Source organism: Leptospira venezuelensis (assembly GCF_002150035.1).
GTDB lineage: Bacteria > Spirochaetota > Leptospiria > Leptospirales > Leptospiraceae > Leptospira_B > Leptospira_B venezuelensis.
In genome coordinates this window covers 572779-589473 of the sequence record NZ_NETS01000011.1, presented here as the reverse complement: position 1 = coordinate 589473, position 16695 = coordinate 572779, and the positions used below count along the sequence as shown (strand labels likewise).

Sequence of the window (16695 nt, the reverse complement as noted above, 5' to 3'; positions counted from 1 at the left end):
GACTTTTATCTTTCTTTTTTATAAAAGAAGTATTTTGCAAATTCGGCGGAACTTACATACAATACTATTATTCCGAGTAAGTAGCCGTAGAATAATAATGGCAAATGCCCGAAGCCGAATGTTTTCGCCAATGGAAGATAGGGGATTGCAAATACGAAGAAGATACAGAGCAAGGTGGCTCGTAAAAGCAATTTTCCAGGTTTGCTTCGGTAAAATACATTTTTAGTGCGGATCACTAATACGATCAGACTTGCTGAAACAACAGATTCAATAAACCATCCTGTTTGGAATTGGGTTTCGTTAGCGTGCAATCCGAACAGTAATAAGCCGAATGTAGCGTAATCGAAAAGAGAACTTAGGAAACCGAATATCAGCATGAATCTTCCGATAAATTTAATATCCCATTTGCGAGGACGGACGATCCAATCTTTATCTACCTCGTCCGATGCAATTGTCATTTCCGGTAGATCGGTCAAAAGATTTGTCAATAAGATCTGTTTTGGTAGAAGTGGAAGATAGCTTAAGAAAGCGGATGCTCCAGCCACGCTGAACATGTTTCCGAAATTCGCGCTGGTTGCCATAAAAACATATTTTAAAGTATTCGCAAACGTTATGCGTCCTTCTTTCACCCCGTCTAATAAAACCGCCAAATTTTTTTCCAATAAAACGATATCTGCTGCTTCTTTGGCGACATCTACCGCTGAATCTACCGAAATGCCCACATCGGCAGAGTGGAGTGCGGAAGCGTCATTGATCCCATCTCCTATATAGCCTACGACATGGCCTGCCTTTTTTAGAGCTAGTATGATCCTTTGTTTTTGATTTGGTTCGATTTCAGCAAATACATCCGTTTCTTCTGCCTTTATCCTCAAGGCTTCTTCTCCGATACTTTGCAATTCTTCCCCGGTAAGTATGGTTGTATTGGAAATTCCGACGGACTTGGCAACCTGCCCGGCAATCCATCTATTATCGCCTGTAATCATTTTCAGACGAATGCCCAAATCTACTAAGTTACGCACTGTATCTTGGATACCTGCTTTTGTTGAATCGGAAAAAGCAACGAATCCGAGAAATACCATTGAAGATTCGATCTTATAGTCGATTGGATCGTTCTCACCAATCTCTTTAATTGAGATCCCGATCATACGATATCCGTCCCGACTAAACGTTTCGTATATTTTTTGAATGGATCCTAATTCATTCGATATGGGCAGGATCTGTCCTTGTGGATCCATGTATCGATCGCAAATTTCTAAAAGAGGACTACATGCTCCCTTGCAGATTGCAGTACGTTTTCCTTTTATCTCGGCGATTACTGTGATCCTTTTTCTATGAAAATCATAAGATAGTTCCCCGGATTTGGAAATTGTATCGGGTGAGACTGGCCATGCTTTGCTAATCGCTAGATCCATTGGGTTCTGAAAACCGCTTTGCAAGTTAGAGTTGATCGATGCAAATTTTAATACGTCTTGGTTTTGATTTCCGTTTGGATCGACGCTTGTATGTACTTGAATAACTCCTTCCGTTAATGTTCCTGTTTTGTCAGAACATAATACGTCCATACTACCGAAGTTTTCGATAGAGTTGAGACGTTTTACGATCACTTTTTTTTGGCTCATTTGTTTGGCGCCCTTGGCCAAATTTATATTGATGATTGCAGGTAATAGTTGAGGCGTGAGTCCAACGGCGATCGCCAATGCAAATAAAAAGGAATCTAAGATTGGTTTTTCCAGCAATATATTGATTCCTAGGATAACCAATACTAAGCCTAAAGTGATTTCCAATAGAAGATTGCCGAATTTACGGATGCCTTTTTCGAAATCCGTCTCCGGCTTTCTTTCATTTAATCGTTTATAAATCTCTCCGAATTGTGTATTTTTTCCAGTAGCGTATATGAGAGCTAAACCGGAACCACTGACTACATGCGATCCCATATACAATAAGTTTGATCGTTTGGATAGCGCAGTCTCTTCGGGTAATGGCCCAGTGGTTTTTTCTACTGGAAAAGTTTCTCCCGTGAAAGCGGCTTCATCTAAAAACAAACGGTCCGAATCAATAAGATAAGCGTCCGCAGGTATGATGTCTCCGACTCTCAATCGGACCATGTCCCCTGGAACCAACAATTGGGAATCCAGTTCTTCTTCTACGTTATTCCGAATTGTAGATGCGTTTAATCTTACCATGGACAATAGGGAATGTAATGAATCATTTGCACTTTTTTCCTGCCAATAACCCAGGATGCTACTTAATAGAACTATACACTGGATAATGATTCCATCGGTAGGGTCGCGAAGGAACCAGGATAAGGCGGAGGCAAAAATTAGGATAATAGTGATTGGGCTTGCAAATTGTCTTAGGAATAATACAATTCCGCCGACCTTTTGGCCTGAACCGAAATTATTTTTCCCATAGATTCCCAATCGTTTTCGGGCTTCAGATTTTTCGAGCCCACTAGGTCCGGAGCCGATTTCAGAGAACATTCTCTCTGAAGTATAAGTCCAGTAATTGGGAGACATTTTCCGGGATTGCATTCTCTTAGGTTGAGATCCCCGGATTCTTAGAAAAGTACTAATTCATTTGTAAAAACTTCCTCCGCCACGGATTGCAGCGGAGGAGAGTTGATACTTAATTACCTATTTTGAATGGTAACATTCTCAGTCTTCACATAAGAATTATCAAACCACCATGCGCGAACTTCCATAGGACGATCTGCTTTGTCAGGTGCTATGTTAAAATCTAATGAGAAGTTAGTGTATTGGCCTGGACCTACAAACTCATGTCTATAGACATCTCTTCTTGCCAATACATCTTGGCCATCGTAAACATCTATGGTCACAACCTTATCATTATTTGCGTTAGTAACATCTACTAACATGCGGAATACAGCTCGTTTGTTTCCTGTTCCCCAGCGACCTCTATCATAAGGGCCGTAGATCATATGATCTGCCCAATGATCAGCTGTGGTTACGACCCAAGCATCTCCTTCTGCAAAACCGATACGGTGAGAAAGATTTTTTGCCTTATATACTAAAGGTAATTCTCCACTCAATGGAGAAGCGCAACAAAGTAGTGCAGCTCCGCCCCCGTCTCTTTGAGCGACTCCTGCTACGTATTCTGTGTCAGCACATTGGCCTTTGTAAGAACCTGGAGCCCAGTCGCCACCTCTCTGAGAAGAACGACTGTCTCCTCGGTCGAACCAGATAGTGCGGCAAGAGTTAGCAAGAGGAACCTTACTGTGAGCGCAAAGGATACCACTTGTTCCCCAAGAGTGTTTAGTCGCTCCTGCAACATAGTAATCATTTGGGCATTCGTATTTTGTAAATCCACCTGCCCAATCTCCTGTGCCATGGTAACGAGTTGTTGTCTCATACACTGCTTGCACATTAATTGCGCGGTCAGCATGCCAAAGTTTTCCGTATTTTGTATCACTACAAAGTGCTCTTTGGTCACGGCTTAAACCTAATAAACGTTCTCCATCAGGACAGGTTCCTTTGTTTGCACCCGATAACCAATCGTTATCGATTGTGCTAACGTTATCATCTACACCGTTAAATCCGATTTTGGTTAAATGATCTACATATGCAACAGATCCGGTCTTACCATTGAATGCAAGAAGGCGATCCATATGTTCATCACGCCAGTTTCCTCTTTTGGTTTGAGACCAATCAGAAGTTACAAGTCCCCATTCGTCTTCTCCGTTCAGAGGCCAGAATGCAAAATCAAGATCCTTCTCAATTAAATAATCCACAAGTCTTTTGAGCCATTCTCTATCTGCAGGATTTGTTTCTCCCGGAGAAGCTCCGAATTCACTTACCCAAACAGGAGCAGTAGTAACTGCATCTGGATCAGTAACATATCCCCATTCGTCGGTGATAGTATTTCTGAAAGTATTTAAATCCATATCCTTGTATTTGATATTTCCGCCGGAAGTTGCGTCGTCACCATTATGTTTAGGTCCGATAAATCCGTAGTTATGAGCGGCATAAACCAATTTGTTTACATTACGAATATGAACTTGAAGATCTCTAACAGGCTTTAGGTGCGGGCGTTCTCCAGAACCTAAGATTGGGATTGCGCCCCACCAGTTAATACCTTCTACAACGATAACCATATCTGGGTTCGCACGTAAGATATCATTTCCAGCTTCTCCAGCAGCCTTACGCCAGTCGTCATTATTATTCCAACCCCAGTTAGGACTATTAGGAAGATGAGTATCGTTAAAACGTTGTGTGCGCACTTCGTTCCTAAGGTCCGCAGCAGCAACTAACTTGTTGTCCTTATAACGATTTACTAAGAAAACCCAATCCGCTTTCCACATTTCAGGAGTTTGGTTATACGCGAAGGAAGATCCTGTATGATACCATTGGCCGTTATAATCGAATCCGCAGCACCATTCTGAAAAAGTAGTATGGTTATTTAAGACCACTACTATACCTGCAGCAGTCAAAGCGGCGACTGTTTCATCATAGATCTGTAATGCTGTTTTGCCGAAGAATTGTGGGTTAGCCGCCACATAAGCATCCGGAACGATATTCGTATCATGAAGCATTAGATTGGAAAAAGGCAAACGAACCGAATTGAAGCCCCATTCCTGGATCAAAGAAATAATATGAGAGATAGGTTGTTTGTCCAAGCCTCCCACTACCTGACGAGTATCACTCGCTCCATACCAGTTCACTGCTTTCAGTTTGAAACGGTTATTATTCGCATCCACGATATATCTACCGTTTGTGCTAAGAGGAACGACCGGAGGAGTGGTCGTTACTGCCAAAGACATTACGGAGCGGTATGCGGACTTAGCCGATTTTGGAAGTGAGAAAGGTAAATACGCTTGGTCCGAATCGGGGGAACAACTTGCTAATATAGCAAAGACCACCGAGACAGAACAAAAAATTTTCATTTTCCTTCTGTTAAACATTTTAAATTCTCTCCATTGAATTCCCAATTCAATCACGGATTTATTTTTATATGTGGGGATATTAAACAGGACATACTTATATACCGTTTATTTTTCTCCATGATTCTATTTTATATCTGATGTTTTTTCTTTTTAAAGCGTTCGTTATGATAAAAACATTGAACGAACAGTCCATATATTTAAAATCCATTTATTACATATTTCTTTTTATATTATAAATACTTAATGTATTTAGAGCTATATCTTTAGTGGTTTAATTAGAACTGGTTCAAGTGGCTTTTAGGAAATTAAGGGCGCCTCCTCGCGAAAAGACTGGAGGCATTTATAGATGGCATAATGGCTAATTAGCTTTCGCTCGGACCGGGCTATCCGCTTCCATCTGCGCCTCACCACTCGTGTTGCGGCGCAGGATGACGCTACTATCCCTGGCGCGAAATCCTCTTAGGAAGAGGACTCTTTTTCATTCACTTAAGATCTGGATCTTCCCATCCGTCATGTTCTTGCTATAATATGTATATGCCTCCGCTGCTTCCTCTAAACTGAATTGTTTTTGGATCTTTGGTCTAAAAAGTCCGTTCACATTATTGATTACCTCTCTAGATAATCTAAATCTGGAAAGAAGTGAGAGCGAATTTATATAGTATTCAGTTTCGAAAAATTGGATCTTCCATCCATTGAATAATTTCTGAGGTTGGAATTGTACGGGACCTGTATTAAAATAACCGTACATACATAGTGTAGATCCTTGTGGCATGGAACGGATGAGAGTGAGAGGCATATCCCCGCCTATACAATCGAATCCGTAAGTACAATTGACTTCTTTGCATAGATTCGTAAGATTCTTTTCAAAATCAGGATCTGATTGGTTCAATACGTAAGAAGCTCCTTCTTCCTTGCATATTGCGATCTGCTCTTCTCTACGAACAATTGCGATACTCTTTAAGCCATAAGTATGAGCTACTCTCATTGTCATTCTGGCAACAGCACCCGCAGCAGCGGTAATAAAAAAGTATTTTGAACCTGAGGCTTTGGCCCATCTTGCCATTCCAACTCCAGTGATCGGATTTGCAACTGAGGAAGCTGCTTCTTGGAATTCTACATCCTTAGGTAGTACGATTAATTTTAGTGCGTCTGCCAAAACGTATTCAGCAAACATTCCGAATTTACTGTAAAAGGCGACTCTTTTGCCAACTCTTGCCCAGCCGGCAATACCTCCGCCGTTTGCGACCACTACACCTGCACCTTCGAAGCCAACTCCTCTGGGATAAGGGTAATCTAAAGTGGAACTATATACTCCTTTGATATGATATAGATCGTTCGGGTTCATGGAACCTCGATTTACTTTTACAAGAACTTGTCCAGGTTTAGGTTTCGGAAGATCTACTAAAGAAAGTTGTAGATATTTTTTGATCTCATTCGGATCAGAAAGAGCCCCTTCTGGAAGAGGTCCTAACTGTCTGAGAGCTTTCATTTTTTGAGGAAGGTACTTTTTCATGGATTCCTTTTTATATATTCTATTTTTATTGGGCTAATAGGAACAAATTGCCGTCGATATCTCTCAGGATCGCAGACTCATTTTGCTTTTCACTGATTAGAGTGCCTCCTTCTTGGATTACTTTATCTAAGGCAGCTTTTAGATTCAATACACGGAAACCGGTTGCGACTTTCCCTGTATCAGATTTACTTAATGGACCTCTCGGCGAGAATTGGTTATAAGTAAAAATTTCAAAGGTAGGACCTCCTGCGCTATATCCAGGAAGAGCGATATGACGTCCCTTTACTTCTGCACCTTTTATACCCGTTAAATTCTCTATAAACTCTCCTTTGTAATCTCTTTCAAAACCAGTTGCAGAAGAGTTTAGGATTTTGTTATAGAAATTTAATGTTTTGTTCCAGTCTTTTGAATTTATATTTACGTGTAGAAATCGGATCCGATCCGTTTCTGGGGGAGAAAGTTTGAAACGAATACGTAAAAAAGAGTTCAATGAGCGATAAAACGTAAGCGGAGTAAAAGGTGTGGGAAAGGGGAGATGGATCTCAAAGACATTCCCATCTGGATCTGTTCCATAAATTGCAGGGACTTTTTCTAAATCCTCAAAATTACTGATAATTTTGCCGCCATTCTTTACGATTTGTTTTATAAGGCCTGGGATATTATCTGCCTCGAAACAAATATGTGCATACCCTATATCATTTGCGGAAGGAAGTTTAGAATTCTCTTTTTGACCTTTAAAGATAGTGAGTAGGGGACCTTGGTCCTTATAATCTGGTGTCTTAAGAGTGATAGAAGAACGATCTGAATTTTCAAGATCCCATTTTGGATCTGATCCTACTTTTGTTGCCCGAAATACATTTTGATAAAAGTCTGAAAGTCGTTCAGGATCCGGGCTATTTATGATTATCGTTTCAAAAACAAAATCTACATTTTCAGTTTTATGATATTCACTTTGAGAGGCAGTAACCGAGTACCAAATGGAAAGGAATAATACTAAGATCCCAAGTATGAAGAGTGATTTTTTCTTTTTTGGTTTATTTCTCATCTAAATGTATTCCTTTTAGATGAGGATAACACGGATTCATTCTTCGGCGCTTGAATGAATCCGGTATTGATTAAAAATCTAAAAAATTAATGAGAGTTCTTATTTCAGACCGCTTCTCACGTAATTACGGATATGAGAGCCAACACTTTTCATATGACCTGTAATTGTGGAATCTAATTCCTCTAAAGACTGTTGGTTGATCTCTGGAAGTAATTTACCTTCTGAAAAGCCGTTCAGTAGATTTGATTCATCTATCAAAGTATCAATTCGATCTGAGATATCGTAACTTTGCTTTGATACAACGTCCACAATATAGGAATTATCATATTTACCGAAGTTATTATCCATATCGGTTTGTTTTACACTTACAATAAAGGGATGAGTTAGATCTTTATTACGATAAGCATTTCTTAATGTACTAAAATGATATTTTTCGATAGTTGTATGTCTGCTTGCGATTCTGTCGATCGCTTCATTTTTAGCAGTTTCAAATCCAAGAATTGCCTTTAGATTGATCCAAAGCATACTAATTGTCCCAAAATTTGGAAGAACTCTCGCGTGATATGGTTGGGTCAAATCCACAACATAATGCATTCCCCAGCCTAAAAAACGATAACCCCAATAAGTATGTCCAGTCTCAAAGGCATAACGAGAGAGTGTCATAAACTGATGTATTCTGTATTCAGGATAGGTGCGGGTCAAAAATCCTGCCGCTGCAAAAATAATTGGAGATTCATGATAATAGCCTATATGAAATGGAACTTGCGTTGCATAATAGATCTTGGAATCTCCAAAAGATTGTATTCCAAAACCGTATTCTTTTCCAAAACTTTCTCCATTATCTTCAAATAAATTTAAGTCCAACCCAAAATCAGGCTCATCGCTCGCTGTAGCGAGTACTTCAAGGGGGCTTACAAGTTCTCCTATTCGAATATCATAAAATTCGTAATCTTGTTTTAGATCTCTCTCTCCATAAATGCTTACAGTCAGCGGATTCGATTTTTTTGCAGGAATAGGATTTCCTGGGAGAGTTTGCAGGAAATAACCTAACGGTGTTCCGGTATTCAGCCTAAGAGCTCTTAAGAAATGATTGCGGATGTTTTTTCTATCTCCACCTTTGAATACAAGTGATTCCGGAAGGGGTGCACTCTTATCGTAGTGTAGATTTGCTTCCTTCTCCATATCACTCATTAAGGGGATAAGTTTGTCTTGTTCTTTAAGTAAGAAGTCTTCTAACGATTCTACTTTTACCTTAGGTGCAGATACTAACTCTGGCATAGCTTCGAGTGCAGGTCGGTTGAATAGAAAGTGATTCCACCATGCTTCTGCAGGTGTAGCAAAGAAACTAAGAGCGGTAATACAGATTAAACTAGAATAATATTTGAATTTGAGCACACCAAAGTATTTTTGATAAGCAAGAGAAGTCAACACAAACTGTAAAGTTGTTGAGTAGGAGAAAAGGTTAGTGATGATCTGTTAAATCTCTTACTCAAACAGGGGCAGATGGAAAATATCCTAGTTGAATACGTTTATTTAATTTTGATCATCCTTGGATTAGTTGTGATTGCAAATCGACTTGGACTTGCTTATCCGATTGTTCTTTTGATCGGAGGGCTTGTTGTAAGTACAATTCCATTCTTCCGAATTATTACAATCACACCAGAACTTGTTTTTCTAATATTCCTTCCTCCTTTATTGTATGAGGCCGCTTGGCAGATTTCTTGGAAAGAATTTTGGAAATGGAGAAGGATCATTGCAGGTTTTGCATTTCCAATTGTTATCATCACTTCTTGCGTAATTGCGTTGATCTCGAGTTCCTTAATTCCTGGATTTACATTAGCGATCGGATTTTTATTAGGAGGAATTATCTCTCCTCCTGATTCTATTTCTTCCGTTACTATCATGAAACAGACAAAAGCTCCTAAGTCTGTAGTAAGCATCGCAGAAGGAGAAAGTTTGCTGAATGATGCTTCTTCTTTGATCGTTTTCAGGTTCGCTTTGGCTGCAGTGATTACAGGGCAGTTTAATCTCCAAGAAGCAACTTTTAGTTTCGTTTGGGTTGTGATTGCTGGCTCATTCATTGGTTTGGCAGTGGGTCTTATGTTTTATGGGATCCATCGTTGGCTTCCTCTTACTCCAAGTATAGAGATCGTTTTAACTTTTGTGACTCCGTATTGTATGTATTATTTGGCGGAACATTTTCATGTTTCTGGAGTTCTTGCTGTTGTATGCGGAGGACTTCTTTTATCTAGCAAACGCCAAGGCCTCTTGAGTTATGCAAGTCGTATCCAAGGTGAGAATGTTTGGAGTAGTATTGTATTTATTTTGAATGGACTTGTATTCTTGCTAATTGGTTTGCAGTTACCTTCTATAGTAAACCAGCTAGGGGATACAAGTTTAACAAATGCAATTGTCTATGGACTCTTGATCTCATTTGCTTTGGTTGCAATTAGGATCATCATTGCATTGTGTACTTCCGGTTTCACTCGAATCATGAGTAATTTTATAGAAGTTACAGAAGTGAATCCAGGATGGAAAATTCCGATCGTACTGGGTTGGGCAGGGATCAGAGGAGTTGTTTCCCTAGCTGCTGCTCTTTCTATTCCATTATATACAATTGGAGAAACTCCATTTCCATATCGGAACTTGATCTTATTTATAACATTCATAGTGATCTTAACTACTATGATTTTTAATGGACTAACCCTTCCTTGGCTCATTCGGAAATTGAATGTAATGGATTTCCAAACTCCTATTCCTGTTCATAAACAAGAAGTAATGATCCAAAAGAAATTAGCAACAGAGTCACTTCATTATTTAGAAGATAGGAATCGATCCGGTTCCCACAAGAATAAACATCTCAAAAATCTAATTTCTCGTTTGAAAACTGAATTAGGATATTTCGAAGAGGAATTGAAAGGAATGACAGGAGCTCATAGGGGAGAAAGGAGAGAGTATGGAGATATATATTTGGAACTACTTCAATTCCAGAGAGATGTTTTGAACGATCTAAATCATGATTCAGGATTCGATGAAGAAGTGATACGTAAATACCATGCACTTATAGATATAGAAGAATTTAAAACCAGAGAAAGTGACTGATTTCTTTCGCTGGTTTTATTTTGATCTTCTCAGGTTTATCTATCTAAAATAGGCGCAGTTAGATTTTTATTTTGAGAATTGTCTTCCTCAGCATTTACATCTATTCCGCCTGCTGCATCAGGTTTTTTAGAGTTAGAAAAATCAAATATATTGAATGGTTGTATCTCATCGTCTCCAGGCAATTGACTGTTTTTCCAGCCACCACCCAATGCTCTTATCAGTCGAACGGATGCTCTGTTTAATTCAGTCTTAACCAAGATAGCATCTATCCTAGCATCAAGAGTATTTACTTGCGCATAGATCAATTCCAAACTATTGCTCAAACCTCCTTTATATAAAGCCATTGTCATATTCTGCACTTGTGATGCGGCTTCTACTGCTTGGTCCTGCCTTTGGGATTGTTCCGACATGTAGGTGGTTTCTGTCAGTCCATTCTCTACTTCTCTGAAAGCATTCAAGACTGTAGAACGGTAATTGTCTTCTGTTTCTCTGTAGGCAGACCATGCTTGTTGCAATTGAGCTCTACGATATCCACCTTGAAAGATAGGGAGAGAAACTGTCGATCCATATGACCAGAAACTGTTTGAGAGTTGGACTAAATTGACTCCGCCTTCAAATCCTCCGCCCCCACTAAAGGAAACATTAGGAAAGAACGCTGCACGGGCTATACCTATATTACGATTTGCTATTGCCATTTTACGTTCCATGGATGCAATATCAGGTCTACGTTCTAATAAGGTAGAAGGAAGAGTCGCAGGTACTTTAAACGCAACAACTTGAATTTCTTCCACAGGAGGGATTTTAAATCCTGTAGGAGCTCTATTGAGTAAGATCGCAATCGCATTCTCAGTTACTCTCATTTTAGATTGAATGTCTAAACGTTTTGCTTGGGTACTAGATAAAAGATACTGTGCTCTTTGCACATCCAACTCAGGAGCGATACCACCTTTATATCTTTCATTTACAAGATTTAAAGATTGCTCATAAAATTCTATAGATTGACGGTAAGTTGTGTCCTGAGCATTCAAACCTCTGAATGTAAAATAATCAGCAGCGAGTTCTGCCTGTAAGCTTAACCGAGCCAAAGCAAAGTCTGCCGCGACTGACTGTGCATTATAAATTTGTGCTCTTGTAGAGTTTCTGATAGAAGACCAAAAGTCAGGTTCCCAAGAGGCGATTCCTCCTAAAGAGGCTGTTCCTTCTTGATTTGCTTCTCCCGCTCCTCGAAATAATCGATTGTCCGATTGCCTATTATTGGACCCGCTTAAACCCACTCCTAAATGAGGGATCAATTGAGAACGGACCTTAAGCATCGCATCTCTTGCTTGCACAAATCTTTCTGCGGCTGCTTGCAAATCCGGATTCGCAGCGATTGCTTGCTCTTCTAATTTGTTCAATACAGGATCATTAAATAGTTTCCACCAATCTGCTTGGATTGCTTCTCCTTCCGAAGGATTTGCTTTTACAAAGGGACCTGATCCGCTCCAAGAATCCGGGACTACATAGTCTGGGCTTAAATATTTAGGAGCAAGATCAAATGCAGGACCGTTCAAACAAGAAACCAATAACACAGCCAGTGGTAAAAATGAGATCCATCGTCCGAAGACGATGTTTCTCTCTTTTGTTTTATATATTTTTTGAGATCGGTTCATTTCGATGCTACTGGTTCTAATTTTGAACCTTCTTTTTTAGAAGTGTTCATATCGGAATATCCGGTTCTTGGTTCTACCACTCTCACCTGATCGCCTTCCAATAAAGAAGCAGAAGGGTTGTTCACAATTCGGTCGGTCGTGCTAACTCCATCTCTTACTTCTATAATAGAATCTATGATCTTGTTCACAGTAATCGGTTTGAAATGTACCTTATTGTCTTGGGTTACAGTTGCAACTTGTGTTCCATTTTCATCAAAGACCAATGAGCTGGATGGTATTGTAAGAAGATCTTTTTTGACTGGAGCAGTTAGAGTTACTTGTGCATAAGAACCTGGCCATAATGATCTGTCCTTATTATCGATCGTGAATTCTGCAATTACAGTTCTCATGTTCAGGTCGAAACCTTTAGAAAGTGTAAGGAAGTTCGCGACGAATTTTCGATTTGGGAATTGTTGTACAGTAACCTCTGCAGTTAACCCAGATTTTAGCAAATAGGCAAAGGTTCCTGGAACAGAAACGAATAAACGCATTCTGTGAATATCCGCTACGGTAAATAGGTTAGAAGGAGTTTTACTATCATCAACATTTCCTTCCTGGTTTACGTAATCTCCTACGTTAATATTTCTTTGGATCACCACTCCTTTGAAGGGAGCTACTATCGTTTTGAAATTGATCCTTGCCTTATACTTATCCACATTCTTTTCTGCGGATTTCAATTTTGCTTCTTCTGAATTTTTATCAGCTACTGCAACAGAAATGGACTGCTCCGAAACTGCATGAGAACTTCTTAATGCTAAATATCTGTCAGCGGTGACCGCTGCCAGTTTGTATTTTGCTTTTTGAGAATCTAGGTCTGCTTCTGCTTGGGCATATTCCGCATCCAAAGCAGGAACCTTGATACGGGCAAGTACGTCTCCTTCGTTTACTTCTGCGCCATAGTCTTTATACCACATTTTTACGTAACCTGGGACCTGAGCATAGATAACAGCCTCATACCATGCACGAACTGTTCCCGGCAATGTAATCGTTTCCAAAGGATTTGGAGGTGCTGGACTTACTACGGAAACATTTGGGATGGATGCTTCCAAGGCTTCCTTTCGGAATTCTTCTGCGCTATGTATTTGTTGATAGAATATATAGCACAGGAATATAACTCCGAATGAGATTGAAGATAGTGTTAATAGTTTCTTTTTAGGTACTGTTGGAATCATTTGGAACTTTCCTTTTGAATTTTTGCACGGTTGTTATAGATGATCGCATAGATACAAGGAACGAAGAATAGTGTAGCGAATGTAGCAACAGCCAATCCTCCGATCACCGCTCTTCCTAAAGGAGCGTTTTGAGAGTTACTTATAGACATAGGAACCATTCCTATGATCATCGCGGAAGCAGTCATAAGCACTGGTCTGATCCTAGAATATCCTGCTTCGATAGCGGCTCTTATCGCGTCTCCGTGGACTTCAAGACGATCTCTTGCATAAGAAACTACTAATATGGAGTTTGCAGTCGCCGTTCCCATACACATGATCGCTCCAGTTAAAGCAGGCACCGAGATATATGTGCGTGTTAGGAATAGTGACCAGGCAATTCCTGCTAATGCTCCTGGCAAAGCAGTGATGATAATGAAAGGGTCAGTCCAAGACTGGAAGTTCACTACGATCAAAAGATAAACAAGAAGAATAGCTACGAAGAGTCCGCCAATCAGCTCTATGTATGCGCTTCTCATTGTCTCCGCCTGTCCTAAAATCTCGATTGCTGCTCCTCTTGGAAGTTCGCTCTTCATGGAGTCCATGATCTTTTGAGCATCACTTAGCACTCCTCCAAGGTCTCTTCCTTCTGCAGAAACATAAACGTCGATTAGAGGTAAAAGGTTTTGGTGAGTTACTAAACCTGGAGTCCCTGTTGGAGTAATATTGGCTACGTTTCCTAAAAGCTGTATTCCGTTTTCTGAATTATCTTGTAAGTCTCCGCGATTGACTGGAACAGTAAGTAAATCTTCTGTTCTTCTCATCTGAGGCTGAGGAACATAAATATTGATCTGATAAGAAAGACCTGTTTTACGATCCATCCAATATTCTTGGTCTATCTGCTGACTACCTGAAGTTGCGAGTAACATATTCTCCGCTACCGACTTCATAGGAAGATCAACATTGATCCCCAAACTTCTATTTCCATCTACAAGAAGAGTAGGTGTGCTCATTGTTTGTTGGATCACAACATCTGCGGCACCCGGGATCGTTTTGAGTTTGCCCTGAAGTTTTTGAGCAAATTCAAAATTTTTCTCTAGATCCATTCCATTGATTTGAATATCAATCGGAGAAGGTGAGCCAAAGTTCAGGATCTTTGCAGTTAAGTCTGCTGGTTGGAATGTGAATACTGTTCCTGGATATAATTCACTTAATCCTTTTCTCAAAGTTTGTCTATAATCCCAAACAGGAGATTCTTCATCCTTTAATGAGATTGTTAGATCACAATCTTGGGAACCGATCGTAGGAGTAGGGATAAATGCAAGGTTATGAGGTCCTACTGGGAGGCCGCAGTTACTCAGAACACTCTCCACTTTACCAGGAAGTAATTTTTTAATATCTTCCGAGACCAGAGTGGCAATCCTTCCAGAAACTTCTATCCTGGTTCCCAAAGGTGCACGCATATGCATCTGCAAGGTTCCAGCCTTGATCTCAGGGAAGAAGTCTCTACCATTCATATAGAATAGAAGAAGGGATCCTGTAGCTATCGCTAAGAATATCTTCACAAATCTTTTACGATCTGCTATTACTTTCTGTAGAAGAATATAATAACGTTCTCTGAATTCGGTGAAGTTACGTTCGAATCCTTTTTGAAAACGTATTAGGAAATCGATCCATTCAGTAATGAAAGCAAAACGAGAATTTGTTTTCTTAGATGTAGTATGTGTAATATGTTTTGCAGCTGCCTTGGAATGAGATCCATGACCTTCTGGAGAGTGATGAGCAGTTAGCAAATATTTTGCCATAGTCGGAACAAGAGTTCTGGAAAGAATAAAGGAGGCGATCATTGCGAGTGCCACCGCTTCTGCCATTGGCTTGAATAACCAACCGGAAACACCACTCAATTGGAAAAGAGGGAACCAAACAATTACGATAGCAAGAGTTGCCACGAATGTAGGAATTACTATCTCGTTAGCAGCATCTATGATTGCCTTCTCTAATGGTTTACCCATTTCAATATGAGTATCGATATTTTCTATCATCACTGTGGCATCATCCACAAGGATACCTACTGCAAGAGCGAGACCTCCTAAGGTCATCACATTGATAGATTCACCGATCAAATGAAGGCCTATGATAGAACTTAAAAGAGAAAGAGGAATAGATGTTGCTATAATCGTTGTTGCTCTCCAAGAACCTAAGAAAAGTAATACTACTAACCCGGTTAAGGCAGCAGCTAATATCATTTCATGGACAACGTTCTCAATGGAATCTTTAACGAAAATGGAAGCATCATTTAGAAGTTTGATCTCCACATCGTCGGGAGAAATTTCTTTAATCCTTGGCATGGTCTTACGAATTCCATCCACCACATCCAGGGTAGATGCATCACCACTTTTCATCACCACGATCAAAACGGATTGTTTTCCATCCACGAGCACAGAGTTCAATTGAGGAGGGCCGCCTAGAGCGACACTTGCAACATCTCTCATAAAGAATGTGCTATTGCCTACACGCTTGATCGGAATATTATTAAAATCTTCTACTTGGATTGGAATAGCATTCGTCATTACCATCCAATCTGTTTTACCGATCTTCTGATCTCCTGCTGGTAACACAGCGCTCTGTTCATTAAAAGCCTTGAATACATCCATAGGCGAAAGGTTTCTGGATAAAAGTTTTTGCTTATCCAGTGAGACCAATAATTGCATCGGAGTTCCACCGTAAGGCTGAGGAATGATTGCGCCTGGGATGGTAACAAGTAGAGAACGTATTCTCATGAATGCGAGATTATAAAGTTCTGCAGGAGTCATCTTCTCTGAAGTAACTTGAAGCATCGCAACCGGAACGGAGGATGCCTCCAATCTCATGATCATTGGCGGAGAAATATCCGGGGGTAAGGAGGTGACTACTGTCTGCGAAATCGCAGCCACCTCCGCTTCTGCACCTGCAAGATCAGTATGTGGTTGCAATTCTATATTGATAATACTACTTCCGTAATAGGATCTGCTATTAATCGCTTTGATTCCTTCTACGGTACTGGTTAATGCTCTTTCGAAAAAGTATGTGATCCTTCCCGCAACATCTTCTGGAAGCATACCTTGGTATCCCCATACTACCGAAATGACCGGTATCTTGATGTTTGGAAAAACATCTGTAGGAGCTTTGAAAATAGATTGTATCCCGAAGAACAGGATTAGAATAGCGAGGACCACGAAGGTGTAAGGTCTTTTTAGAGCAATGAGAACGATTTCATTCATTTTGTTTCCTCATATATTAGTAGCATTTAAAGTGGA

9 protein-coding genes are annotated in these 16695 nt (G+C 40.0%); 1 reads left to right on the top strand and 8 read right to left on the bottom strand.

Features of this window, described 5'->3' with window-relative positions:
• Nucleotides 1-5 precede the first annotated feature (5 nt).
• The 5 genes from mgtA to B1C82_RS18880 form a co-directional block, all read right to left on the bottom strand.
• A complete protein-coding gene (mgtA, locus tag B1C82_RS18900; protein WP_086449132.1) occupies nucleotides 6-2531 on the bottom strand; it encodes a magnesium-translocating P-type ATPase in 2526 nt (841 codons plus the stop codon).
• 98 nt (nucleotides 2532-2629) lie between these two features.
• Complete coding sequence (locus B1C82_RS18895; protein ID WP_086449131.1) at nucleotides 2630-4918, bottom strand: glycoside hydrolase family 5 protein; 2289 nt, start codon at nucleotides 4916-4918, stop codon at nucleotides 2630-2632.
• 460 nt (nucleotides 4919-5378) lie between these two features.
• Nucleotides 5379-6413, bottom strand: a complete 1035-nt coding sequence (locus tag B1C82_RS18890; RefSeq protein ID WP_086449130.1) for an alcohol dehydrogenase catalytic domain-containing protein — start codon at nucleotides 6411-6413, stop codon at nucleotides 5379-5381.
• Between the two features lie 25 nt (nucleotides 6414-6438).
• Nucleotides 6439-7458 (bottom strand): VOC family protein, encoded by a 1020-nt coding sequence (locus B1C82_RS18885; protein ID WP_086449129.1) that lies wholly within the window; start codon nucleotides 7456-7458, stop codon nucleotides 6439-6441.
• Between the two features lie 99 nt (nucleotides 7459-7557).
• Nucleotides 7558-8889 (bottom strand): phospholipase C/P1 nuclease family protein, encoded by a 1332-nt coding sequence (locus tag B1C82_RS18880; protein ID WP_234008361.1) that lies wholly within the window; start codon nucleotides 8887-8889, stop codon nucleotides 7558-7560.
• A 72-nt stretch (nucleotides 8890-8961) separates the two neighbouring features.
• Between B1C82_RS18880 and B1C82_RS18875 the strand changes: the two genes are divergently transcribed.
• Nucleotides 8962-10560 (top strand): Na+/H+ antiporter, encoded by a 1599-nt coding sequence (locus B1C82_RS18875; protein WP_086449127.1) that lies wholly within the window; start codon nucleotides 8962-8964, stop codon nucleotides 10558-10560.
• A gap of 35 nt (nucleotides 10561-10595) precedes the next feature.
• Here B1C82_RS18875 and B1C82_RS18870 read toward each other — a convergent pair whose 3' ends face one another.
• Genes B1C82_RS18870 through B1C82_RS18860 form a run of 3 tightly spaced genes read right to left on the bottom strand, consistent with a single transcriptional unit; the run spans nucleotide 10596 to nucleotide 16659 of the window.
• Nucleotides 10596-12212: an efflux transporter outer membrane subunit gene (locus B1C82_RS18870; protein ID WP_086449126.1), complete on the bottom strand. Its 1617-nt coding sequence runs from the start codon at nucleotides 12210-12212 to the stop codon at nucleotides 10596-10598.
• Nucleotides 12209-13423, bottom strand: coding sequence for an efflux RND transporter periplasmic adaptor subunit (locus tag B1C82_RS18865; protein ID WP_086449125.1), 1215 nt, complete (start codon nucleotides 13421-13423; stop codon nucleotides 12209-12211). Before B1C82_RS18865 ends, B1C82_RS18870 begins: the two co-directional genes overlap by 4 nt.
• The gene (locus B1C82_RS18860; protein WP_086449124.1) at nucleotides 13420-16659 is read right to left on the bottom strand and encodes an efflux RND transporter permease subunit; all 3240 of its coding nucleotides are present in this window, start codon (nucleotides 16657-16659) and stop codon (nucleotides 13420-13422) included. Before B1C82_RS18860 ends, B1C82_RS18865 begins: the two co-directional genes overlap by 4 nt.
• Nucleotides 16660-16695: the final 36 nt, after the last annotated feature.

Excerpts from the sequence above, each read along its gene's own strand:
- mgtA (WP_086449132.1), bottom strand. The coding sequence starts at position 2,531 with ATGCAATCCCGGAAAATGTCTCCCAATTACTGGACTTATACTTCAGAG.
- B1C82_RS18885 (WP_086449129.1), bottom strand. The coding sequence starts at position 7,458 with ATGAGAAATAAACCAAAAAAGAAAAAATCACTCTTCATACTTGGGATC.
- B1C82_RS18895 (WP_086449131.1), bottom strand. The coding sequence starts at position 4,918 with ATGTTTAACAGAAGGAAAATGAAAATTTTTTGTTCTGTCTCGGTGGTC.
- B1C82_RS18870 (WP_086449126.1), bottom strand. The coding sequence starts at position 12,212 with ATGAACCGATCTCAAAAAATATATAAAACAAAAGAGAGAAACATCGTC.
- B1C82_RS18875 (WP_086449127.1), top strand. The coding sequence starts at position 8,962 with ATGGAAAATATCCTAGTTGAATACGTTTATTTAATTTTGATCATCCTT.
- B1C82_RS18865 (WP_086449125.1), bottom strand. The coding sequence starts at position 13,423 with ATGATTCCAACAGTACCTAAAAAGAAACTATTAACACTATCTTCAATC.
- B1C82_RS18890 (WP_086449130.1), bottom strand. The coding sequence starts at position 6,413 with ATGAAAAAGTACCTTCCTCAAAAAATGAAAGCTCTCAGACAGTTAGGA.
- B1C82_RS18860 (WP_086449124.1), bottom strand. The coding sequence starts at position 16,659 with ATGAATGAAATCGTTCTCATTGCTCTAAAAAGACCTTACACCTTCGTG.